The following is a 21,264-nucleotide window of genomic DNA, read 5'->3' on the forward strand; positions in this document are numbered from 1 at the left end:
GTGCACCCGCGGGCGGTTATAGCCGCGCCGGGGGTTGAGGGGGGTTCGGCGACCAACGCGGAAAGCCCAGCCGCCCGCCGCCCTGCGGGGGCCCGGGGGCGCCGGGGTCGAAAGGCGCTCAGATGCGGATACTCGTCGTCACCGTCGTCCACCACCCCGAGGACGCGCGCATACTGCACCGGCAGATCACCGCGCTCCGGGAACGGGGCCACCACGTCGTGTACGCGGCGCCGTTCTCGGCCCGTGAGGTGCGCCCCCGCGCCGACCTCGAAGGCATCGACCTGCCCCGGGCGGCGGGCCGCAGCCGCCGGGCGGCGGTGGGCGCGGCCCGCGCCCTGCTCGCCGACCGCGGCCACGAGGCGGACGTGATCCTCCTCCACGACCCCGAACTGCTCCTCGCCCTGCCCGGCACCCTGCGCCGCTGGCGGCGGTCCGGGGCGGCACCGGTGGTCGTCTGGGACGTCCACGAGGACACCGCCGCCGCGCTCGCCATGAAACGCTGGCTGCCCCGGGCGCTGCGGCCGCCGCTGCGGCTCGCCGTGCGGGCGGCCGAGCGGCTGGCGGAACGCCATCTGCGGCTGCTGCTCGCCGAGGACGCCTACCAGGAGCGGTTCCGCCGCGCCCACCCGGTGGTGCCCAACTTCACGACGGCGCCGGTGCAGGCGCCCGAACCGCCGGGCAGCGAACGGGTCGTCTACGTCGGCCACCTGTCCCGGGCGCGCGGCGCACTGGACCTGATCGAGACCGCCCGGCACCTGGGGCCCGGTCTGCGCGTCGAGGTGGCCGGCGCGGCCGACCCGGACGTCCGGGAGGCGCTGGCGGCGGCCGACCGGGACGGCGTGCTGCGCTGGCACGGCTTCCTGCCCAACGACCGTGCCCTCGCACTGCTCGCGGGTGCCCTGGCCGGCCTCTCCCTCCTGCACGACCAGCCCAACTACCGTCATTCACGGCCCACCAAGGTCGTCGAGTACATGGCCCACGGCGTCCCCGTCGTCACCACGCCCACCCCGCTGGCGGCCGACATGGTCGAGCGGCACGGCTGCGGTCTCGTGGTCCCCTACGAGGATCCGCGCGCCGCGGCGGCGGCGATACGACGGCTGAGCACCGACGCGATACTGCGCCACACCGCGGCCCAGCGCGGCCGTGAGGCGGCCGTGACGCACTTCAACTGGCCAGACAAGGCAGCCGAGTTCACCCGCCTGCTGGAGACCTGGGCACGGGAGGAGGCCGGCGTCGGGCGCGCGGGTGGCGCGGCCGGTACAAGGCAACCTCGCCTCCGCCCGGCAACCGGGAGCCCGTCACCCGGCCCCAGGCCGCGCCCTGGACGGGTCGGCTGAACTCGACACCCTTTGCGGCGAGTTCGGTGGTGGTGGCATCGAGGTCGTCGCACCCCCATCGATCACGCGCGGAGGCCGGCGGCGGGCGGGGCGAGCGGCAAGCACTCCCGGTTACGCGTTGGTCCAGCCCCGCTCGCACAGCACGAGCCGGTATCCGTCGGGGTCCTCGACCGTGACGCCCCACCGGTTCCAGTACGGGTTCGGTGACGGCACCAGCTTGCCGCCGTGCTCCTCCAGCCGGGCGACCAGGTCGTCCGGCACCGGGCCGTCGACGTAGACCACCAGCAGGTCCTCCTCGGTGGGCCGCGGCTCGACCGGCCGGGCCGGTTCATGGACCAGCTCCAGATGCCAGCCGGCGTCCGGCCAGCCCAGCATCAGCAGGTCGTGCTCGCCGGGTTCCGGTCCGGCCTCGGCCCGCCACACCACCCCCAGGCCCAGCCCCCGCACCCAGAAGCGCTCGGCCGCGGCGAGATCCCGGGAGGGCCGGGCGACGCGGATGTGACTGCGACCGTTGACGGGCATCGTGACCTCTTCCTGAGCTGCCGTTCCCTGCTCGGCAGCCTAGGCATCCGCCCCCGTGCGCAGCCATCGGCCGATGGCCCTCGATCACAGGTCCTAGGGCCTGCCCCCGGGATCCGCTCAGGCGCGCGGAATGCCGTACGCCCGCTCCACGCGCAGCCGCAGCACCAGCCGGCGGTCGCGGACCATCGCGGCACGGTAGTCGTCCCAGTCGGGGTGCTCACCGCGGACGTCGCGGTAGAGGCGGACGAGTTCCTCGACGGTCCCGTCGTACGGGTCCTGCGCGACCGGCGAGAGCTCGGCGGTGCCCTCGGCGACCGTGTACGCCCAGCGGTCGGGGCTGGTGACGTGGTAGGAGGCACGCGGGTCACGGCGCAGGTTGCGGGTCTTGGCGCGGTCGTCCGTGATCGAGACCCGGACGGTCCGCTCGTCCGGGTAGTACGCGTGATTGACATTGGACAGCTGGGGACGGCCGTCGCTCTTGAGGGTGACCAGCACCCCGTTGTGGCCTTCGGCGAGCAGCTTCAGAAGAGCGTCCTGGGTCATGTCAGGGGAAACCCCGCCGGACCCGCACCGCATTCCCGCCGACCGGTTCGGCGGGGAGACCGCCCGCCGGGCCGGGTGTACCCGGAGTGCACACGGGAAGACGGGGGCATGTACACGTGGGCGCCCTGCCGGGGGCCGGGGCCGTGAAACCGCTGCTCGTACTGGCGTTCCCGACCGTGCCCGGCGTGGCGGCCGCGTCTCCCTCGACCGGCGCCTCTTCTATAGCGTCCGTCACACCACACGCGGATGAGCGGGTCGGTTCGCCGCTTCCTGCGCAACGATGAGGTCCGAGGTCGGACCGCACAGCGGGACGACACGACCGGAGGAGAGCGATGGCACAGCTGCGACAGGAAGTCGACCCCAGTGAGGTCGGGCTGGACGTGAAGGCGTTGGACCGCCTCGACCAGCACTTCGCCCACTACGTCGACGAAGGGCGCCTGCCCGGCTACCTGGTGGCCGTGGCGCGCGGCGGCCGGATCGCCCACCTCACCACGCAGGGCCACCGTGACCGCGCGGCCGGGCTGCCGGTCGAGCCGGACACCATCTGGCGGGTGTACTCGATGACCAAGCCGGTCACCGCGGTGGCGATACTGCTGCTGGTGGAGGACGGCCTGCTCTCCCTCGACGACCCGGTCGGCCGCCTGCTGCCGGAGTTCGCCGATCCCCGGGTGTACGTGAGCGGTTCGGGCGCGGACATGGTGACCCGGCCGGCCGACGGGCCGATCCTGATCCGGCATCTGCTCACCCACACCGCCGGACTGACCTTCGCGTTCTACCACTCGCACCCGGTGGACGCCCGCTACCGCGAGGCCGGCCTGGAGTTCTCGGTGCCGGCGGGCGCTGACCTCGCCGAGACGATGGAGGTGTACGCGCGTATGCCCCTCCAGTTCGAGCCGGGCACCCAGTGGAACTACTCCGTCGGCTTCAACGTGCTCAGCCGCGTCATCGAGGTGGTCTCCGGGCAGCGGCTCGACGAGTTCTTCGCGGACCGGATCTTCCGCCCGCTCGGCATGCCGGACGCGGGCCTGCACATCGTGCCCGAACAGGCCGACCGGCTCTCGGAGTTGTACGGCGAGACGGAGGACGGCGGCCTCGCGGCGATCCCCGGGCTGCCGTTGCGAGGCCGCCCCCGCCTCCTGTCCGGCAGCGGCGGCCTCGCGGCGACGGCGTACGACTACCACCGTTTCATGGAGATGCTGCGCCGCGGCGGCGAACTGGACGGCGTCCGGCTGCTCTCCCCCGCCTCGGTAGCCCTGCTGTCCAGCAACAACCTGCCCGGCGGCACCGATCTGCGTACCTTCGGCGCCCCGCCCCACCAGGAGCCCGGCAACGGCGGCCTCGGCTTCGGCCTGGGCGTCTCGGTGGTGATCGACCCCGACCGCACCCTCTCACCGAGCAGCCCCGGCACCTACGGCTGGACCGGAGCGGCCACCACCGCCTTCTGGGTAGACCCCACGCACGACCTCACCGTGCAGTTCCACACCCAGGTGCGCCCCAAGACCCTGAAGATCCTCCCGGAGTTGCGCCGGCTGGTCCACGAGACGATCCAGGACTAGGACGGTCCAGGACCAGGACGGTCCTGGACCAAACGGTCCTGGACCAAAGGGTGTCCGGTCAGACCAGGTTGGTCTCGGGGCGGGATGCGTCGGCCGCGAACCGGCCGGCGCCGAGCGGGCGGACGTCCAGGAAGGGGGCGCGGCCCAGGTAGAGGTCGCGGATCACCTCGCCGACGGCCGGGCCCTGCAGGAAGCCATGGCCGGAGAACCCGGTGGCGTACAGGAACCGGGAGACCGAAGTCGCCTCGCCGATCAGGGCGTTGTGGTCCGGGGTGTTCTCGTACAGGCCGGCCCAGCCGCCGGTGCGACGCAGGTCGAGCAGGGCGGGCGCGCGCCGTTCCATCGCCGCGCACAGGCGCGGGATCCAGCGGTCGTGCGGGTCGGTGGCGAAGCCCGGCTGCTCGTCCGGGTCGGACATGCCGAGCAGCAGTCCGGGGCCCTCGGCGTGGAAGTACAGGCTGGTGCCGAAGTCGATGGTCATGGGGAGCGTCGGCGGCAGCCCCGGGACCGGTTCGGTGACCGCGATCTGGCGGCGCAGCGGCTGCACCGGCAGGTCGACGCCGGCCATCGCGCCGACCACCCTCGACCAGGCCCCGGCCGCACAGACCACCGTCTCGGTGGCGATCCGGCCGAGGGTGGTGTGCACGGCGGTGACGAAGGCGCCGTCCAGTTCGATGCCGGTGACCTCGGTGTGGCGCAGTACGCGGGCGCCGTGGGCGCGGGCGGCGGCCGCGTAGCCGTGCACGACGGACTCGGGGGTGCAGTGTCCGTCGTCCGGGGAGTACGCGGCGGCCAGCAGTCCGTCGGTGGCGATCAGCGGGGAGAGCCGGGCCGCCTCTTTCGGGGTGAGCATCCGGCTGGGCACGCCGAGGTGGTTCTGGAGCCGGACGCCGGCCTCGAAGGAGGCGACCTCCTCGGGGGTGGACAGGAGGAAGAGGTAGCCGACGCGGCGCAGCCCGATGTCGTACCCGATCTCCTGCCCGAAGCGGGCGAAGGCCTCTAAGCTGCGCGCGCCCAGCTGGATGTTGAGTTCGTCGGAGAACTGGGCGCGCACCCCGCCGGCGGCCTTCGAGGTGGATCCGGCGGCGAGTTCGTCCCGTTCGACGAGGACGACGTCACGGACACCCGCGCTCGCCAGGTGGTAGGCGATGCTGGTGCCCATCACCCCGCCGCCGATGATCACGACCTGGGCCCGAAGATTCACGCGTGCGCCTCCTGTCGGTCTCCCCTGTTCCTTCCCCGGGAGGCCACCCGGTACCTCAGGACCAGTGCGCCACCGCGTCCAGGTGGGGCAGCACGTGGTCGAGGCGCTCGCGCTTGGTCCGCAGGTAGGTGATGTTGTTCTCGCACGGCTCGATCAGCAGCGGGACGGTCTCGGCGACCTCAATGCCGTGGCGGACCAGGGACTCGCGTTTGCGCGGGTTGTTGGACATCAGGCGTACCGAACCCACCCCGAGGTCACGCAGGATGCCGGCGGCGACACCGTAGTCGCGGGCGTCGACGGGCAGGCCGAGCGCGAGGTTGGCCTCGACCGTGTCCAGGCCCTCCGCCTGGAGCGCCATCGCGCGCAGCTTGGCGAGCAGTCCGATGCCGCGGCCCTCGTGCCCCCGCAAGTAGACGACGATGCCGCTGCCTTCGGCGACGACCGCGCGCAGGGCGGCGGCCAGCTGGTCGCCGCACTCGCAGTGCTGGGAGCCGAACGCGTCACCGGTGAGGCACTCCGAGTGCAGCCGGGTCAGTACCCGGTCGCTGTCGATGTCCCCGTAGACCAGGGCGACTTGCTCGTCACCGCGGTCGTGGTCCAGGTAGCCGATCGCCTGGAATTTCCCGTAGACGGTGGGCAGCGGTGCATTGACGACGCGTTCCACGCCCGAACGCCGTGGGGACTTCTTGCCGAGTACGCCGATGTTCTCTGTCATGATCTGATTCCTAAGAGGAGACGAAAGGCCGTGAAAAAGATGAATGGTTCGGGCGCGCGTACGGCGGCATACGGCTTGTTGCCGACGGACACCACGGAAGAGGTACGGACCAGGGGGGCGGGCGTTTCAACTCAGGTCGCCGTCCTTCCCGTGGGGAGCTTCGAACAGCACGGTCCCTTCCTTCCGCTGGCGACGGACACGCTCGTCGCCTGTGCCGTCGCCCGGGAGATCGCCGACGCGTTCCCGGTGCACCTCCTTCCGCCGGTGACGGTCTCCTGCTCGCACGAGCACGCGGCCTGGCCGGGGACCGTCAGCATCTCCTCGGTGACCCTGCACGCGGTGGTCCGGGACATCGCGGAATCGTTGCGCCGCTCGGGCGTCGAGGCGCTGGTCGTGGTCAACGGCCACGGCGGCAACTACGTGCTGGGCAACGTCGTCCAGGAGGCGTCCGCGCGGGGCGAGCGGATGGCCCTGTACCCGGCCGCGGAGGACTGGGAGACAGCGCTTTCGCGGGCCGGGGTGGAGACCTCGGCGCTGACCGACATGCACGCGGGAGAAATCGAGACCTCGATTCTGCTGCACGCTCATCCCGAATTGGTCCGCCCTGGTCACGAGTCCGCCGATTTCACCGCTGACGACCGCCGTCATCTCCTCACCCTGGGAATGTCCGCCTATACCGAGTCGGGCGTCATCGGCCGTCCCTCCCTGGGGTCGGCGGAAAAGGGGAAGGAACTCCTGGCGAGCCTCGCCGATTCCTTCGGCGCGGTTTTCGAACTGCTCACCTCGGGGCGGGAGTAGCGCATCCCGGCGTACCAGCGGACGACCAGGACCACCAGTCCCGGCAGGGCCGCCACGAAGCTGAGGACGCCGTAGACGACCGCGGTGGCGAGCCCACTGTCCGCGCCCAGGCCTGCCGCGGCGAACGCCCAGGCGGTGACGCCCTCCCGGGGGCCCCAGCCGCCGACGTTCAGCGGCAGGCCCATGGCGACCAGGGCGAGCACCGCGATCGGCGTCAGCGCGGCCACGGAGGCGGCGGAGCCGGCGACCCGCGCGGCCACCACGAACATCCCGACGTGCCCGGCGAGGATGACCGCCGAGGACAGTGCGACGCCCGGCCCGTTCCGCCGTGACAGCAGCGCCCGGCGGGCCTCGGCGAGCGTCGCGCGCAGGGCGCCGCCACGCTTGCCCGGGCCCCTGTTCATGCGGACCGCGGCCACGACCGCGCAGGCGCCCGCCAGGCCGGCCGCGACCAACGGGGCGAAGCTGCGCACCTGGTCGCGGACCGGCGAGGGCAGGGTCAGCAGCGCGCCCGCGCCGAACACCGTCAACGCGACCTGCCCCGCGGCCCGTTCCAGCACGACCGCGCGGACCCCGCGCCCGATGTCGCCCTCGCTCTGCCCGTGCCTGACCGCCCGGTGCACATCGCCGAGCACCCCGCCGGGCAGGGCCGCGTTGAGGAACAGCGCGCGGTAGTAGTCGCCGACAGCGGGCCCGAGCGGCAGCCGCAGGCCGAGGCTGCGGGCCACCAACTGCCAGCGCCAGGCGCTCAGTACCGTCGTGACCGCCCCGATCACCAGGCCGACGACCAGCGTCGGGGTGTCGATGCGGCGCAGCCCGTCGACGAAGACGCCGGTGCCGAGCCGCCACAGCAGCACGGCGATGATGGCGACTCCGGCGACGGTGCCCAGGTGGGCGCGGACGGCGCGGAAGGTGCGGCGCCGGGGCACGGTCACCGGGGCGACGGGGGCGGTCTCACGGACCAGGGTGGGGGTGGTCATGAGGTGCCTCCGGTCGGCCGGGCGAGCGCCAGCAGGTCGCTGTGGTGCAGGACGACCCGCAGTTCACCGGCGGCGCAGGCGGCGAGCCGCTCGGCCAGGTAGGCCTCGGCGCGCTCGGCCAGTTCGGGGCGCTCCTCGACGGCCGCGCCGACCCAGCCGCGCAGCCACTGCTCGGTGAGCGCCTTCTCGTCGGGGCCGAGCCGCCAGGGGCTGGGGTTCACCTTCACGGTGGCGCCGCGGTCGGCGAAGGCCTCGCAGGCGGCGGTGACGGCGTCCGGGCCGAGCATCCCGCCGCGCCGCTGGTGGGCGTTGAAGGCCTCCGTCAGCTCCGCGTCCAACGGGTGGGGGGTGTCGAACTCGACCCGTCCGGCGACCGAGAGGGTGAGCAGGGCGGGGCAGCCGGCTCCGGCGCAGGCCTCGGCGAGGGTGTCGACCTCCTCCCGGGTGAGCACGTCGAGGAGCGCGGAGGCGGTCACCAGCGAGGCGCCTATCAGCGCGTCGGGGGTGAGCCGGGCGACGTCACCCCGGCGGGTCTCCACCGTGACCCGGCTGCCGTCGGCGGCCACCCGGGGCGAGGCGACGGCGGCGAAGTGCAGGAGGTAGGGGTCGCGGTCGTGCAGGATCCAGTGCTGGGCGCCGTCCAGGCGGGGCGCCAGCCAGCGGCCCATGGAACCGGTGCCGCAGCCCAGGTCGTGCACGACCAGACCGCCCGCCTTGCCGGGCAGGTTGGCCAGCCGGATCCGCAGCGGGTCCAGCAGATCGTGTGACCGGGCGGCCGCGTCCGCGCTCTCCCGCAGCTCAAGCCACTCGGGCGCGTACCGCGGCGGCTCCTCGGGCTCGCTCTCGCGCAGGCGTACGGTGGCCCGCTCGCCCAGGCGTACGACAGGTCCGGCCCCGGCTATGACCTCGGACCGTCCGGGCTCCCCGGAGGCTGCGGCATCCATGTGCTCTCGTCCCACCCCTGCATCCGTAACATCGCTGGGCCCGGGCTGCGCGGGGATCGCGCCGACCGGAGCAGTGGTCGTCGTCTCGCTGGTCATGCCGCCCTCCGGGGTTCGTCGGGGAGTCTCAGCAGGACTCCGGCCAGGCTGCGGGCGGTGGTCGCCCAGCCGTCGAGCGCCGCCCGCCGGCCGCGCGCGGCGGCCTTCAGACGACGGCGTACGTCCGCCTCGCCGAACCAGCCGCGCAGTTCGGCGGCGAGCGCGGCGGGGTCCTCCGGCGGCACGAGGATGCCGGGTACCCCGCCGTCAGGAGCCCTGCCGACCGCTTCCGGCAGCCCGCCGACGTCGGTGGCGAGCACCGGGATGCCCCGGGCGAGGGCCTCGGTGACCGCCATGCCGTAGGTCTCGGCGTACGAGGTGAGGACCATCAGGTCGGCGGCGGCGTAACTGGCGTCGAGGTCGGCGCCGGAGCGGGGGCCGGCCAGGTGCAGCCGGTCCGTCAGGCCGTGCCGGGCGATCAGCGACCGCAGGTGGGCGACGTACTCGGGGTCCTGGGCGAGGCCGCCCACGCAGGTGCAGGTCCACGGCAGGTCCCGGACCGCCGCGAGCGCCTCGACCAGCCGGTGCTGGCCCTTGCGGGGGGTGATGGTGGCGACGCACAGCAGGTGCGAGACCCCGTCGGTGCCGCCGGCCAGCGGGGCGATGTCGGCACCCGGGGCGGCGACATGCACCCGTTCGGGTGCCAGGCCGTGGTGCGAGACCAGCCGCCGTACCGCCCAGTCGCTGGTCGCCACCACGGCCGGCACGGCGCGCAGCACCGCGCGCTCCCGGGCGTCCAGGTCGGCGGCCACCGCCGGGTCGAGCCCGGTCTCGTCGCCCAGCGGCAGGTGCACCAGGACGGCGAGCCGCAGCCGTTCGGCCTCCGGCACGACGACCTCGGGAACCCCGCACGCCACCAGGCCGTCAAGGAGGACGACCGCCCCATCAGGCATTTCCCGCAGGGTCCGGGCGATGGTGTCCCGGGCGGCCGCGTCGGGGCGCGGCCAGGAGCCGGGCACCGGGTGCCTGGTGACCTGCCAGCCGAAGCCGGGCAGGTCCAGGCAGACCCGCCGGTCGTAGGCGTTGCCGCCGCTCGGGGTGGTCAGGTCGTCCACACCACCGGGCATGACGAAGTGCACGATGCGCAGGGACATGGGCAGGATCCCGATGTTCGCGGGGGCGTTCTCGCCGGCCGGGTCGGTGGTCGCCGCGCGCTGCGCGGGCACGTAGGTCAGGGCCGGTGCCCGGCCGAGGGTCACGTCGGTCACAGGGCACGCTCGTAACTCGCCCAGGCTACGTGCGACTCGTGCAGGGTGACGGTCAGGCCCGCGAGGCCCCGGGCACCCTCGCCCAGTGCGCCCTTCTCGATCCGCTCGGCCAGCCGGTCGGCGACGACCTTCGCCAGGAACTCCGTGGAGGTGTTGATCCCGGCGAAGTCCGGCTCGTTGTCGAGGTTTCTGTAGTTCAGCTCGCTGACCACGGCGCCGAGTTCCTGGGTGGCAAGACCGATGTCGACGACGATGTTGTCGTCGTCCAGCTGCTCACGCCGGAAGGTGGCGTCCACCAGGAACGTGGCGCCGTGCAGTCGCTGCGCGGGCCCGAACACGTCGCCGCGGAAGCTGTGGGCGATCATGATGTGATCGCGGACGGTGATGCTGAACAACGGACGACCCTCCAGGTGCGGCGCGTCTGGTCCCCCGGCTGATCCCTGCCGGGGGATGCCCTTAATACGGCTCTTGGCTTCCCCGTGTTCAGTCCACTCTCACTCTTTTCTCAGGTCAGGACCTCTTGGCGGCCCGCATTGGACATTCCGTCAGCCGACGTCGCCGTAGCGGACCCGGTGACAGAGCGCCGGGATCTCCCCCGAGGCGAGTTTCGGGAGTACCTCCGGGAGCTCTTCGAACGCGCTTTCCCCGGTGATGAGGGCGTCCAGCGCCGGGTCGGCGAGCAGGTCCAGGGCCAGGGCGAGCCGGTCGGCGTAGCTGCGGCCGGCCCGGCGCGGGGAGACGGTGCCGACCTGGCTGCTGCGCACGGTGAGGCGGCGGGAGTGGAAGGCCTCACCGAGCGGGAGAGCGATCCGCCGGTCGCCGTACCAGCTCAGCTCGAGGACCGTGCCCTCGGGGGCGAGGAGCTCCAGGGCGCGGGTGAGGCCCTGCTCGGTGGCGCTGGCGTGCACGACCAGGTCGCAGCCGTCCAGGGCGTCCTCGGGCGTCGCGAAGTCGATGCCGAGGGCCTCGGCGGTCTTGGCGCGGGCCGGGTCGGCGTCCACCAGCTGGAGCCGTACGCCGGGGAAGCGGGCGAGCAGGGCGGCGACCGAGCAGCCGACCATGCCGCCGCCGATCACCGCGATCCGGTCGCCGACCAGGGGCGCGGCGTCCCAGAGGGCGTTCACGGCGGTCTCCACGGTGCCCGCGAGCACCGCACGCGCCGGTGGTACCCGCTCCGGTACCACCGTCACCGCGGTCACCGGAACGACGTAACGCGTCTGATGCGGATACAGGCAGAACACCGTACGCCCGATCAGCTCAGCAGGGCCCGCCTCCACGACGCCCACGCTCAGGTAGCCGTACTTCACCGGCCCGGGGAACTCGCCCTCCTGGAACGGCGCCCGCATCACCGCGTGTTGGCTCTCCGGCACCCCACCGCGGAACACCAGTGTCTCGGTGCCCCGGCTGACTCCGGAGTACAGCGCGCGCACCAGTACCTCGCCCTCGGCGGGCTCCGTGAGGGTGACGTCACGCAGCTCTCCGTGGCCCGGAGAGCGGAGCCAGAACGCGCGGGCCGAGCGGTTCATCGGCATCCTCCTGAACGATCGGGAAGTTGTTCACGTACCGAGATGTGCACAGCGAGAAGTGCACAGGCCGCGCACAGTACGCGGCGTTGATCGACTCTGTCACTCGGCCGGAGGACGTGCGGTGGCCCTGAACAACACTTACGAAGCCAGGCTGGTCCAGCAGGAGACCGCTGTGGGAGCGGGCGTGCAGATCCTGTTGCTGACCTTGCTCGGGTCGGCGATCGGCATGGGGCCGGCCGGATGGCTGACGGGGCTCGCGTTCGCGATAGCCACCTGGGCGGTGCTCTCCCGGGCACTGCACCGCACCCGGCCGCGCTCGTTCGGCCCCGCCAACCGGGTGACCCTCGGCCGCGCGATCCTGGTCGGCGGTGTGACGGCCCTGGTCGCCGACTCCTTCGAGAGCTCCCCGCCGGTCTCCCTCCTGGTCGGGCTGACCGCCGTGGCCCTCATCCTCGACGGCGTGGACGGCAAGGTGGCCCGCCACACGGGTACTTCCACGGCCCTGGGCGCGCGCTTCGACATGGAGGTCGACGCGTTCCTGATCCTGGTGCTGAGCGTGTACGTCTCGACGCAGCTGGGCCCGTGGGTGCTGCTGATCGGCGCGATGCGCTACGCGTTCGTCGCGGCGGCGAAGGTCGCGCCCTGGCTGAACGCCCCGCTGCCGCCGTCGATGGCCCGCAAGACGGTCGCCGCGATCCAGGGCATCTGCCTGCTCCTCGCGGGCGCGGACCTGCTGCCGTACCTGGCCAACCTGGCCGTGGCCCTGCTGGCGCTCGGCTCGCTGCTGTGGTCGTTCGGACGCGATGTGGTGTGGCTGTGGCGCAACTCGCGGACGGCGGAGGCGACGGTGACGGAGCGGGAGGCGGCGCCGGCGGTGACGGCGACGGAACTGGAGGCGGCGCCGTCGGTGGCCGCGGTCGCGGAGGAGGAGCGGGTGGCGGCCCGGGCGGCCGAGCTGCGGCTGACGGTGCGCGCCGAGGCACGGGTCGAGGTGCGCGCGGAGGAGCGGGAGATGCTGGAACTGGCGGTCCGGTGAACTGACCGAGCACGGCGCAGGGGCCCGGACCGGGGGATGGTCCGGGCCCCTGCTGTTTGCCTACGAGCGTGGGCCAACAGGCGTTGCATCAAGGGGCGGTACATCAACGCCCGTTTGCCTACAGGCGTTGACCTACGCGTGCGGGCCCACGGGCGTTGACCTACGCCTGCGGGCCCACAGCCGTTGACCTACGCGTGCGGCCCACGGGCGTTGGCCTACGCGTGTGGGCCCACGCCAGTAGGCCCACAGCCGTTGACGCCTACGAGCGTGCGCCCCGCGTCCGCACGAAGGCGAACGTGGCCGCCGCCAGGCCCAGGACGCCGACGATCAGGCCGGCGATACCGAGGCCGCGCGCGGTGGAGTCGCTGGAGTCGGCCGACGCGGTCGTCGTCGCCTTGGCGCTGCTCTGCGTCGCCGGTGCGGCCGCGGCACTGCCGTCGGCGGCGCCCTTCGCGGTGAGCTTGAGCGTCGGCGCCGGGTTCTCCGGCTCCTCGCCGCCGCTCTCCGCCTCCTCGATCCAGCGCACGACCTTGCCGTCGGAGTAGGTCTGCAGGGTCTTGAAGGTCAGCTGGTCGGTGTCCTCGGGCAGCTGGCCGAAGGCGACGTTGAAGTCCTCGAACTGGCCGGCGCCGATCTTGCCGCCGGTCCAGGTGATCTCGGAGGCGGCCTCGGTGATGGTGCCGTCGTCGGTCTTCACGGGCGTCTTGAGCTTGGTGGTGGTCACCTTGGCGGTCCAGCCGTCCTGCGGGGAGACGAGGACGCCCAGGACCGGGTGGTCGGTGGGCAGGAAAACCTGCACCTTGGCGGTGGAGGCCGTGTCCTCCTCGTTGGGCACACGGAAGGTCAGCACACCGTCGGTGGCTCCCTTGGCGTAGCTCTCGGGGTGGACGGTGACGTGCGCGGAGGCGACGCCGGCGGCGGCGAGGACCGACGCGGCGGTGAGCGCGGTGACGGTGGCGGCGCGGCGCAGGACAGAGTTGGCAGACATGGGTGAGGGATCTCCGTACGAGTGAAGTCTGTTAGAGGGTCTTACGGGTGTGAGATCGGGTACGGGATCACGGAAGGGGGGCCGCGTCGGCTCACCGCGTGCCGCAGGGCGAGCAGTCGGCGGGGGCGGATCGGGCCGGCCGGGGCCAGGTGCGGGCCGGCGGCCGGGCCGGGCAGCGGGGCGTCGCGCCACCAGGCCGCCAGGCCGGGTACGAGGGCGACCGCACGGCGCAACAGTGACCACAGCGCCGCCTCGCCGCACCGCAGCCACCAGGAGGCGACCAGGGCGGCGAGGGCATGGGCGAGAGTGGCGTGCGCGGTCAGGGCGTGGGCGTGCGGGTACTGCTGCACCACGCCACCCATACCACCCGTACCGGCCATACCACCCATACCGACCATGGCATGACCGTGCATGCGCATGTGGGCCATGGTCATGGTGGGCGCGGGAGCCGGGGTGACCGCGCGTGCCGCGTCGAAGCCGGCGTGCAGGCCGGCCTGGGTGAGCAGCATGCCGACGCCGATCTCCGGCAGTCCGCGCTCACGCCCCGCGAGGGCGCGCCCCAGGCCGAACACGGCAACGAACCCGGCCGCGTCGGCCCACAGCGGCGGCATCTGCCCCATGGCCAGCGCATGTCCGGCGGCAGCCAGGAGCACGCACACCGCGGCGAACACCGCGGCACGCAGGCTCCGTACCGCCGGTGACGCATTCATGGTGAGCGATCCTCCCACGGTCGGGGGATACGCGAGGCACGGACGCCCCGTTCACTCACGGCTGGGGTTTTCCCGTGCGACGACCGCGGTTCGCTGTGAGGGCGGAGGCCGGGCGACGGCGGATCGCCGCCCGGCCCGGAGCCCCTACTTCTTCTGCTCCACCCGCACCCAGTCCACCTCGGCCTGCACTCCCCCGGCCGCGATCTTGTCGACGCTGGACTGCGGCAGGCCCCAGTAGGGGCTGGTGACCTGGTTCCAGCCGGCCGGGTAGGCGCCGCCGAGGGCGAGGTTGAGGATGACGTACTGGTTGTGGTCGTAGACCCACTGACCGCGGGTGGACTCCACCTTGTTGCGGGTCGTCTCCTGGACCAGGGTGTCGTCGACGTAGAAGCGCATCGCTGTCGGCGTCCACTCCACCGCGTAGGTGTGCCACTGGTCGGCGGTGCCGCCGTTCGGAAAGGTCTGGCGGGCGCCGATGTTGCCGTCGGCCGAGTAGCCGGGGCCGTGCAGCGCGGTGCTCGTCCACGTCGGGTAGCCGATGTTCTCCATGATGTCGGTCTCGCCGGAGGCCGGCCAGGAGACCGAGGGGTTGTCGACGTTGCTGCCGAGCAGCCAGAAGGCGGGCCAGAAGCCGTCGCCGACCGGGAGTTTCATGCGGGCGCTGACCTTGCCGTACGTGAAGTCGAAGTGGGTGTTGGTGTCGATGCGGCCGGACGTGAAGTCGTAGGTGCCGCCGCCCGCCTGGGTGCAGCCCTTGCAGTACTTCGCCTTGAGGATCAGTTCGCCGTTCTGCGTCAGGACGTTGTTCGTCGAGTCGACGTACGCCTGGGACTCGCCGTTGACCGGGCCCATCTCGGTGCCGGTGCGGACGACCCGCCACTTGGAGCGGTCGAGTGCGGTGCCGGTGAAGTCGTCGAAGAACGTGGTCTGGTAGTTGCCCGACTGGTCGCCCGGGAGGGCGGGGTAGGCCGCCGACGCGCTGCCGCCGGTGCCCCAGACCTGGAACTCGTAGAGGGAGTACCCGAATTGCGCGGTGTAGGGAGCGGGGTTGTAGAAGCTGCGGCGCTCCTTGCCGAGCATCCTGACGTACCGGCCGGTGGCCGGGGAGGGAAGGGTGACGGTGTCGTGCAGGCCCGCCGCGTCCCCGGGGGCGGCGACGTTCGCGCGGCGAGCCGCCATGGCCGCGGCTGAAGGCTCGTACACCGTGCGCCAGTTGACGTTGTCGTCGGAGACCTGGAGCAGGTAGTCGACCGCGAACGCCGACTCCCAGTACAGGTCCACGGAGGAGATCGTGGAGGTGGCGCCCAGGTCGACCGAGATCCAGCGGTCGGCGTTCCAGTCGCTCGACCAGCGGGTGTAGTCGCCCTTCAGGCCGGCCGGCCAGCCGCCGTCGGTGGCGAACGCCGGCGAATTGCCCGCGTGCTGGTAGTAGTTGGAGTACGCGGGGTGGTTCAGGGCGAGGTTGGTGACGGTCGAGGACGCGGGGGCCGGTTCGCCGCCGTAGACCTTGAAGTTCCAGAGCGAGTAGCCGTAGGGGGTGGCGCGTTCGATGCCGCGCATCCGCACGTAGCGGCCGGTGACCTCCTGCGGGTAGGTGCTCGCGGTGACCGAGCCGCCAGTGCCCGCGGTCTCGGTGTAGAACGGCGTCCAGTCCGCGCCGTTCTTCGACGCCTCCAGGACGTACCTCTTGCCGTAGGCGGCCTCCCAGTCGAGGACCACCCGGTCGATACGGATGCTGGTGCCGAGGTCGATCCGGATCCAGGCGTCGTCCGCGAAGTTGCTGGACCAGCGGGTCGCGCCGTCGCCGTCGAAGGCCAGGCCGGGGGTGGTGCCGCCGTTCTCGCTGCCGGAGGCGGTGACGGCGTTCGGGTTCGCCGCGTAGGCGGTGTTCGCGCGGTCGGTGTCCCAGGTCACGGCGGCAGCGGCGGCGGACGCCGGTAAGGCCAGGACCGGGCCCGAGGCCAGCAGGGCGGCCGTCGCGAGGGCGGCCAGGAGGGTGGGGGGAATGCGGGTCGGCATGCGGGTCTCCTGAGTGTCGATGGTGCACATGTTGTTGTGTTCATGACAGATCAGAGGCTGGTGTCCATGGACCGTCTTGCATGCGTGTGACAGTGCGGTGCGGTGGACGCGGAACTCCCCTGTGCCGCGCCCACCGCGGTTCCGGTCAGGCCGCCCGGCGGGCCTGTCCCCGGTGGTCGCGGATGATGTCCGCGTACCGGTGGCCGCTGCCCTTGATGGTGCGGACCTGGGTGCGGTAGTCGACGTGGACCAGGCCGAACCGCTTGTCGTAGCCGTAGGCCCACTCGAAGTTGTCCAGCAGCGACCAGGCGAAGTACCCGGCCAGCGGGGCACCATTGCGGGCCGCCGACGCACAGGCGGCGAGGTGGCGGGCCAGGTACTCCTGGCGCTCGGGGTCGTCGATCGTGCCGTCGGGGCGGACCACGTCCGGGTAGGCCGAGCCGTTCTCCGTGACGTAGAGCTTGCGGGCGCCGTACTCGTCGGTGAGGCGCAGCAGCAGCGTCTCGATGCCGCTCGCGTCGATCTCCCAGTCCATGCCGGTGCGCGGGACGTCGGGGCGGCGCACCGAACGGGCGTACGGGGCGGGCCCGTCGGGGTCGTCCTCGATGTAGGCCGGGAAGTAGTAGTTCAGGCCCAGCCAGTCGAGCGGGGTGGCGATGGTCTCCAGGTCGCCGGGGCGCTCGGGGAGTTCGACGCCGTAGGTCTCGACCATGTCGGCCGGGAAGCCGCGGCCGTGCACCGGGTCCAGCCACCAGCGGTTGACGTGCCCGTCGTGGCGGCGGACGGCGGCCTCGTCCTCGGGACGGTCCGAGGCGGCGAACACCGTGGAGAGGTTGTTCACGATGCCGACCTCGGCGCCGGGCGCGGCGGCGCGGATCGCCTGGGCGGCCAGGCCGTGGCCGAGGAGCAGGTGGTAGGAGGCGCGGACGGCGGCCGTGAGGTCGGTCAGGCCCGGGGCCATCTTGCCCTCCAGGTGGCCGATCCAGGCCGAGCAGGAGGGCTCGTTGAGGGTGGTCCAGTGCCGGACCCGGTCACCCAGCCGTTCGGCGACCACGGAGGCGTAGGCGGCGAAGTGCTCGGCGGTCGCCCGCTCGGGCCAGCCGCCCCGGTCCTGCAGCGCCTGCGGCAGGTCCCAGTGGTAGAGCGTGACCGACGGGGTGATCCCCGCCGCCAGCAGGGCGTCGATCAACTCGTCGTAGAAGTCGAGGCCCTTGGCGTTGACCGGGCCGTCGCCGCCGGGCCGCACCCGCGGCCAGGCGATCGACAACCGGTAGGCGTTGGTGCCGAGCCGGCCCATCAGGCCGATGTCCTCGCGCCAGCGGTGGTAATGGTCGCAGGCGATGTCGCCGTTGTCGTCGCCCGCGATCTTCCCCGGGGTGTGCGAGAAGGTGTCCCAGATGGAGGGTGAACGGCCGTCCTCGGCGACGGCTCCCTCGATCTGGTACGCCGCGGTTGCCGTGCCCCACAGGAAGTCGTGCGGGAGTGCGGCGAGGTCGATGGTCACGTAATTCCTTTCGCGACAAGCTTCGGAACTGGGGGGGTTCACTTGACGGCGCCCGCCGTCAGCCCCGCCACGAGGTAGCGCTGGAGCAGCAGGAAGCCGGCCACGACGGGAATGCTCACCACGAGCGAGGCGGCCATGATCTGGTTCCAGTAGACGTCGTACTGCGTGGAGTAGCCCTGCAGGCCGACGGCGAGGGTGCGGGTGGTGTCGTTGGTCATGACCGACGCGAAGAGCACCTCGCCCCAGGCGGTCATGAAGGCGTAGACGGCGACCGCGACGATCCCCGGGATCGCGGCCGGCACCACCACCCGGAACAGCGCGCCGAGCGGCCCGCAGCCGTCCACCAGCGCCGCCTCGTCCAGGTCCCTGGGCACCGAGTCGAGGTACCCGATCAGCATCCAGATCGAGAACGGCAGCGAGAACGTCAGGTAGGTGAGGATCAGGCCGCCGCGGGAGCCGAACAGGGCGATGCCGGTGGCGTTGCCGATGTTGACGTACATCAGGAACAGCGGGAGCAGGAAGAGGATGCCCGGGAACATCTGAGTGGACAGCACGGTGACCGTGAAGACCCGCTTGCCGCGGAACTCGTAACGGCTGACCGCATAGGCGGCGAACACCGCGACCACGACCGAGCAGACGGTCGCCGAGACCGCCACGATCAGCGAGTTCACGAAGTACCGCGCGAGCGGGACCGTCGACCAGATGTCGATGTACGGGCGGATGGTCAGCCCGCTGGGCAGCCAGCGGAACTTGCCGGTGACGTCCGCGAGCGGCTTCAGCGAGCTGGAGATCATCACGTACACGGGGATCAGCACGAACCCGGTGAGCAGCGTGAGGAAGATCGCCCGGGCCCAGAGGAAGGAGCGCGGCGGGGCCATCGGCGAACTGGGGCTAGACATCGGCGGTCCTCCGTCCGCGTGAGGTGAGCGCGAGGTAGACGCCGGTCACGACCAGCAGGAAGAGCAGCAGGAGCACGGACATCGCCGAGCCGGTGCCGAAGTTCCAGGTGACGAAGGAGGCCTGGTAGATGTGGACCGAGATGAGGTCGGCGGCCTCCGGAGCGGCCTTGCCGAACAGGACGTACGGCGTGTTGAAGTCGTTGAACGTCCACAGGAACAGGACCAGGATCAGCACCTGGTTGACCGGGCGCAGCGAGGGCAGGGTGATCCGGCGGATCTGCTGCACCATGCCGGCGCCGTCCAGGGCGGCCGCCTCGTACAGCTCCTTGGGGATGTTCTGGAGTCCGGCCATCACGATCAGGAAGGCGAACGGCCAGCCCTTCCAGACGGACACGGTCAGCAGCGCCCAGAAGCTGTTGTCGCCGATCAGCCAGAAGGACGGCTTGTCGGTGAGATGCAGCTGGTCGTGCAGGACGTGGTTCACCAGGCCGTTGTCGTGCTGGAACATGAACACCCAGGTGATGACGGCTGCGTAGACCGGCAGCGCGTACGGCACCAGGAACAGGGTCCGCAACAGGCCCCGGCCGCGGAAGGCGTCCTGCATGAACACCGCGGCCGCGGTGCCGATCAGCCAGCACAGGCCGACCGAGAGCAGGGTGAAGCCGACGGTGACGAGGAAGGAGTGCAACAGGGCCTTGCCGACCGGGGCGTTGAACTCGATCGACGTCCGGTAGTTGTCGAACCCGGACCAGGGGGCGGTGCCCCAGTCGCGGATGTAGAACTGGGTCAGCTCCTTGAAGCTCATCACGACGCCGATGACCATCGGTATCAGATGGACGAGGAGTTCGAGCAGCAGGGCGGGCAGGAGCAGCAGGTAGGGCAGTCCGATCCGGCGGATCCGCCCGGGGCGGCGGCCCGAGCCGCCCGCCGTCCCGGGGGAGTTCGCACGCACCGGCTCGTGCACGGCGGTGGTGGTGGTCGTCATGGTGCTCAGGCCGCCGGCATCTGCTGCTGGGCCTTCTCCAGCTCGGCCTTCACGGAGTCGGTGGTGACGGCGTGGCCGGCGGCCGCGGCGGCGAACAGGTTCTTCACGGCCGTACCGACGGTCGTCTCGAACTGCGACTCGGCGGCCACCTGGGGCAGGGCCGCGGCGCTGGTGGCGAGCGTGTTCTTCAGGACCGAGTTGGCCGGGGTGTTGAAGGCCGGGTCCTCCTGGGCCGCCTTGACCGGCGGGATGGAGGTGTAGGCGGTGTTGAGGATCTTCTGCTCGTCGTCGCTGGTCATGAACTTCACGAACTTCGTTGCGCCGTCGAGGTTCTTGGTGTTCTTGAAGACCGCCAGGTTGATGCCCGCGACCATCGAGTTGACCTGGGCGCCGGTGCCGGGGGTGCCGGACTGCACGGGCACGGGGGCGATGCCGTAGTCGCTGTCGCTCATGCCCTGCGACTTGAGGTTGGAGGACGCCGACTGCCACAGCAGCATGGCCAGCTTGCCCTTGGCGAAGTCGCTCACCGACTGGTTCTGCGCGTACTCGGCGTCGCTGGTCGGGATGGCCTTGTCCTTGGCCATGAGGTCGACGTACTGCTTCACCGCGGCGACGACCTTGTCGTCGGTGAAGTTGGGCTTGCCGTCGGCGGTGAAGAAGTCGGCGCCGTGCTGCTTGGCGAAGACGAAGGTGTGGTGGATGTTCTCCGACACGTTGCCGCCCTCGGCGCCGAGCACCGACTTGCCCTTGGCGGATATCTTCTTGCCGTCGGCGATCAGCTCGTCCCAGGTGACCGGCGGCTTGGCGATCCCCGCATCGGCGAAGATCTTCTTGTTGTAGTAGAGGGCGTAGGCCATCGAGTACAGCGGTACGGCCGCCGGGTCCTTGCCCTCGGCGCCCGTGGAGCCGAGCGCGGAGTCGACGAAGCGGTCCTTGCCGCCGATCTTGTCGAAGTTCTTGGCGTCCCACGGCAGCAGCGCGCCGGTCGCCTGCAGCGAGGCGCTCCAGGTGTTGCCGATGTTCAGCACGTCGGGGCCCTGGCCCGAGGTGGTCGCGGTCAGGATCCGGTTGAGCAGGTCCGACCAGGGCACGACCTCCAGCTTGACCTTGATGCCGGTCTGCTTCTGGAACTTGTCGAGTTCCGGCTGGAGTACCTTCTTGTCGATCTCGATGCTGGCACCCTGGTTGGAGGCCCAGTAAGTGAGCGTCTTCGGGGAGTCGTTGGACCCGCCCCCGGTGGACGAACCGCCACCGCAGGCCGTGGCCGCGAGGGCGAGAGACATGGTGACGGCGCCTACGGCCGCGGCTCGGATGCTGCGCATGGCTCCAGCTGTGCCTTTCCGGGAGTCGAGAACCCCGAGAGGGCTTCGCGAAGGCCGGCACCCGCGATTGCGAAGGCCGAGACCACCGTTCGGCTCCCGAAGCCCCTCATGGCTTAATTTAGGACGTGAGTTAACCCCCCGAACAGTAGCTCGTCAAGGGATCCGGCACGGGTATCCGTGCAGGCGGGCCGGGGAACACCCGGTTCCGGCCCGGTAGTCTCCCCACGCCAGGCGGCGTGACCTGCGCCGAAGCCGGGTGACCTGGGCAGAGAGCGCTCACCGGGCGTTCCACAACGGTTGTGTTTCGACGGGCGGTGCGGCGAGCGGCGGGTCACCCGACACGGCGACGAGGCCCGGGGAGAGTGTCCCCGG

The 21,264-nt window shown here is 71.6% G+C and carries 19 protein-coding genes and 1 pseudogene; 4 read left to right on the forward strand and 16 right to left on the reverse strand.

Annotation, left to right across the window (positions count from 1 at the left end; genetic code table 11):
- Positions 1-122 precede the first annotated feature (122 nt).
- On the forward strand, positions 123-1,337 hold the full coding sequence (locus ACWGJB_RS02900) for a glycosyltransferase (RefSeq protein WP_453378489.1): 1,215 nt from the start codon (positions 123-125) through the stop codon (positions 1,335-1,337).
- A gap of 111 nt (positions 1,338-1,448) precedes the next feature.
- Here ACWGJB_RS02900 and ACWGJB_RS02905 read toward each other — a convergent pair whose 3' ends face one another.
- Together ACWGJB_RS02905 and ACWGJB_RS02910 are read right to left on the reverse strand one after the other, a co-directional pair.
- On the reverse strand, positions 1,449-1,859 hold the full coding sequence (locus tag ACWGJB_RS02905; protein ID WP_453378490.1) for a VOC family protein: 411 nt from the start codon (positions 1,857-1,859) through the stop codon (positions 1,449-1,451).
- A 117-nt stretch (positions 1,860-1,976) separates the two neighbouring features.
- Positions 1,977-2,402: a PPOX class F420-dependent oxidoreductase gene (locus tag ACWGJB_RS02910; RefSeq protein WP_384474256.1), complete on the reverse strand. Its 426-nt coding sequence runs from the start codon at positions 2,400-2,402 to the stop codon at positions 1,977-1,979.
- 332 nt (positions 2,403-2,734) lie between these two features.
- Between ACWGJB_RS02910 and ACWGJB_RS02915 the strand changes: the two genes are divergently transcribed.
- The gene (locus ACWGJB_RS02915) at positions 2,735-3,958 is read left to right on the forward strand and encodes a serine hydrolase domain-containing protein (protein WP_453378491.1); all 1,224 of its coding nucleotides are present in this window, start codon (positions 2,735-2,737) and stop codon (positions 3,956-3,958) included.
- Between the two features lie 58 nt (positions 3,959-4,016).
- Here ACWGJB_RS02915 and ACWGJB_RS02920 read toward each other — a convergent pair whose 3' ends face one another.
- Complete coding sequence (locus tag ACWGJB_RS02920) at positions 4,017-5,162, reverse strand: NAD(P)/FAD-dependent oxidoreductase (protein WP_453378492.1); 1,146 nt, start codon at positions 5,160-5,162, stop codon at positions 4,017-4,019.
- A gap of 55 nt (positions 5,163-5,217) precedes the next feature.
- Positions 5,218-5,877 carry a GTP cyclohydrolase II gene (gene ribA, locus ACWGJB_RS02925; RefSeq protein ID WP_352222015.1) on the reverse strand — a complete coding sequence of 220 codons (660 nt, stop codon included), beginning with the start codon at positions 5,875-5,877 and terminating at the stop codon, positions 5,218-5,220.
- Between the two features lie 39 nt (positions 5,878-5,916).
- Between ribA and ACWGJB_RS02930 the strand changes: the two genes are divergently transcribed.
- The gene (locus ACWGJB_RS02930) at positions 5,917-6,675 is read left to right on the forward strand and encodes a creatininase family protein (RefSeq protein ID WP_453378594.1); all 759 of its coding nucleotides are present in this window, start codon (positions 5,917-5,919) and stop codon (positions 6,673-6,675) included.
- A 98-nt stretch (positions 6,676-6,773) separates the two neighbouring features.
- Here the strand turns inward: ACWGJB_RS02930 and ACWGJB_RS02935 are convergent.
- From ACWGJB_RS02935 to ACWGJB_RS02955, 5 genes and pseudogenes are all read right to left on the reverse strand, one after another.
- Positions 6,774-7,655: pseudogene (locus ACWGJB_RS02935) on the reverse strand (lysylphosphatidylglycerol synthase transmembrane domain-containing protein); the annotation flags it as partial.
- Positions 7,652-8,599: an SAM-dependent methyltransferase gene (locus ACWGJB_RS02940; protein WP_453378493.1), complete on the reverse strand. Its 948-nt coding sequence runs from the start codon at positions 8,597-8,599 to the stop codon at positions 7,652-7,654. The gene ACWGJB_RS02940 and the pseudogene ACWGJB_RS02935, both read right to left, overlap by 4 nt.
- A gap of 92 nt (positions 8,600-8,691) precedes the next feature.
- Positions 8,692-9,903 carry a glycosyltransferase family 4 protein gene (locus ACWGJB_RS02945; RefSeq protein WP_453378494.1) on the reverse strand — a complete coding sequence of 404 codons (1,212 nt, stop codon included), beginning with the start codon at positions 9,901-9,903 and terminating at the stop codon, positions 8,692-8,694.
- A complete protein-coding gene (locus ACWGJB_RS02950) occupies positions 9,900-10,298 on the reverse strand; it encodes a 6-pyruvoyl trahydropterin synthase family protein (RefSeq protein ID WP_453378495.1) in 399 nt (132 codons plus the stop codon). The genes ACWGJB_RS02945 and ACWGJB_RS02950 overlap by 4 nt, the downstream gene beginning before the upstream one ends.
- A 150-nt stretch (positions 10,299-10,448) precedes the next feature.
- Entirely contained in the window at positions 10,449-11,429 is a 981-nt protein-coding gene (locus tag ACWGJB_RS02955; RefSeq protein ID WP_453378496.1) for a dehydrogenase, read from the reverse strand.
- A 121-nt stretch (positions 11,430-11,550) separates the two neighbouring features.
- Between ACWGJB_RS02955 and ACWGJB_RS02960 the strand changes: the two genes are divergently transcribed.
- Positions 11,551-12,465 carry a CDP-alcohol phosphatidyltransferase family protein gene (locus ACWGJB_RS02960; protein WP_453378497.1) on the forward strand — a complete coding sequence of 305 codons (915 nt, stop codon included), beginning with the start codon at positions 11,551-11,553 and terminating at the stop codon, positions 12,463-12,465.
- 259 nt (positions 12,466-12,724) lie between these two features.
- On the opposite strand, the gene ACWGJB_RS02965 is transcribed toward ACWGJB_RS02960, so the two are convergent.
- From ACWGJB_RS02965 to ACWGJB_RS02995, 7 genes are all read right to left on the reverse strand, one after another.
- Positions 12,725-13,453 carry a YcnI family protein gene (locus ACWGJB_RS02965; protein WP_453378498.1) on the reverse strand — a complete coding sequence of 243 codons (729 nt, stop codon included), beginning with the start codon at positions 13,451-13,453 and terminating at the stop codon, positions 12,725-12,727.
- Positions 13,454-13,494: 41 nt separating this feature from the next.
- A complete protein-coding gene (locus tag ACWGJB_RS02970; protein ID WP_453378499.1) occupies positions 13,495-14,163 on the reverse strand; it encodes a hypothetical protein in 669 nt (222 codons plus the stop codon).
- A 144-nt stretch (positions 14,164-14,307) separates the two neighbouring features.
- Positions 14,308-16,182 (reverse strand): discoidin domain-containing protein, encoded by a 1,875-nt coding sequence (locus ACWGJB_RS02975; protein ID WP_453378500.1) that lies wholly within the window; start codon positions 16,180-16,182, stop codon positions 14,308-14,310.
- 145 nt (positions 16,183-16,327) lie between these two features.
- Positions 16,328-17,686 carry a GH1 family beta-glucosidase gene (locus tag ACWGJB_RS02980; protein ID WP_453378501.1) on the reverse strand — a complete coding sequence of 453 codons (1,359 nt, stop codon included), beginning with the start codon at positions 17,684-17,686 and terminating at the stop codon, positions 16,328-16,330.
- A gap of 38 nt (positions 17,687-17,724) precedes the next feature.
- Entirely contained in the window at positions 17,725-18,585 is an 861-nt protein-coding gene (locus tag ACWGJB_RS02985) for a carbohydrate ABC transporter permease (RefSeq protein ID WP_453378502.1), read from the reverse strand.
- The gene (locus tag ACWGJB_RS02990; protein ID WP_453378503.1) at positions 18,578-19,570 is read right to left on the reverse strand and encodes a carbohydrate ABC transporter permease; all 993 of its coding nucleotides are present in this window, start codon (positions 19,568-19,570) and stop codon (positions 18,578-18,580) included. Before ACWGJB_RS02990 ends, ACWGJB_RS02985 begins: the two co-directional genes overlap by 8 nt.
- A 5-nt stretch (positions 19,571-19,575) precedes the next feature.
- On the reverse strand, positions 19,576-20,892 hold the full coding sequence (locus ACWGJB_RS02995; RefSeq protein ID WP_453378504.1) for an ABC transporter substrate-binding protein: 1,317 nt from the start codon (positions 20,890-20,892) through the stop codon (positions 19,576-19,578).
- Positions 20,893-21,264 lie beyond the last annotated feature (372 nt).

It is taken from the genome of Streptomyces sp. NPDC054813, assembly GCF_053611365.1.

Bases quoted from the DNA above. Each gene is read 5' to 3' on its own strand.
- ACWGJB_RS02965 (WP_453378498.1), bottom strand. From the start codon at position 13,453: ATGTCTGCCAACTCTGTCCTGCGCCGCGCCGCCACCGTCACCGCGCTC.
- ACWGJB_RS02915 (WP_453378491.1), top strand. From the start codon at position 2,735: ATGGCACAGCTGCGACAGGAAGTCGACCCCAGTGAGGTCGGGCTGGAC.
- ACWGJB_RS02995 (WP_453378504.1), bottom strand. From the start codon at position 20,892: ATGCGCAGCATCCGAGCCGCGGCCGTAGGCGCCGTCACCATGTCTCTC.
- ACWGJB_RS02970 (WP_453378499.1), bottom strand. From the start codon at position 14,163: ATGAATGCGTCACCGGCGGTACGGAGCCTGCGTGCCGCGGTGTTCGCC.
- ACWGJB_RS02905 (WP_453378490.1), bottom strand. From the start codon at position 1,859: ATGCCCGTCAACGGTCGCAGTCACATCCGCGTCGCCCGGCCCTCCCGG.
- ACWGJB_RS02975 (WP_453378500.1), bottom strand. From the start codon at position 16,182: ATGCCGACCCGCATTCCCCCCACCCTCCTGGCCGCCCTCGCGACGGCC.
- ACWGJB_RS02930 (WP_453378594.1), top strand. From the start codon at position 5,917: ATGAATGGTTCGGGCGCGCGTACGGCGGCATACGGCTTGTTGCCGACG.
- ACWGJB_RS02990 (WP_453378503.1), bottom strand. From the start codon at position 19,570: ATGACGACCACCACCACCGCCGTGCACGAGCCGGTGCGTGCGAACTCC.
- ACWGJB_RS02940 (WP_453378493.1), bottom strand. From the start codon at position 8,599: ATGGATGCCGCAGCCTCCGGGGAGCCCGGACGGTCCGAGGTCATAGCC.
- ACWGJB_RS02955 (WP_453378496.1), bottom strand. From the start codon at position 11,429: ATGAACCGCTCGGCCCGCGCGTTCTGGCTCCGCTCTCCGGGCCACGGA.
- ACWGJB_RS02900 (WP_453378489.1), top strand. From the start codon at position 123: ATGCGGATACTCGTCGTCACCGTCGTCCACCACCCCGAGGACGCGCGC.
- ACWGJB_RS02985 (WP_453378502.1), bottom strand. From the start codon at position 18,585: ATGTCTAGCCCCAGTTCGCCGATGGCCCCGCCGCGCTCCTTCCTCTGG.
- ACWGJB_RS02910 (WP_384474256.1), bottom strand. From the start codon at position 2,402: ATGACCCAGGACGCTCTTCTGAAGCTGCTCGCCGAAGGCCACAACGGG.
- ribA (WP_352222015.1), bottom strand. From the start codon at position 5,877: ATGACAGAGAACATCGGCGTACTCGGCAAGAAGTCCCCACGGCGTTCG.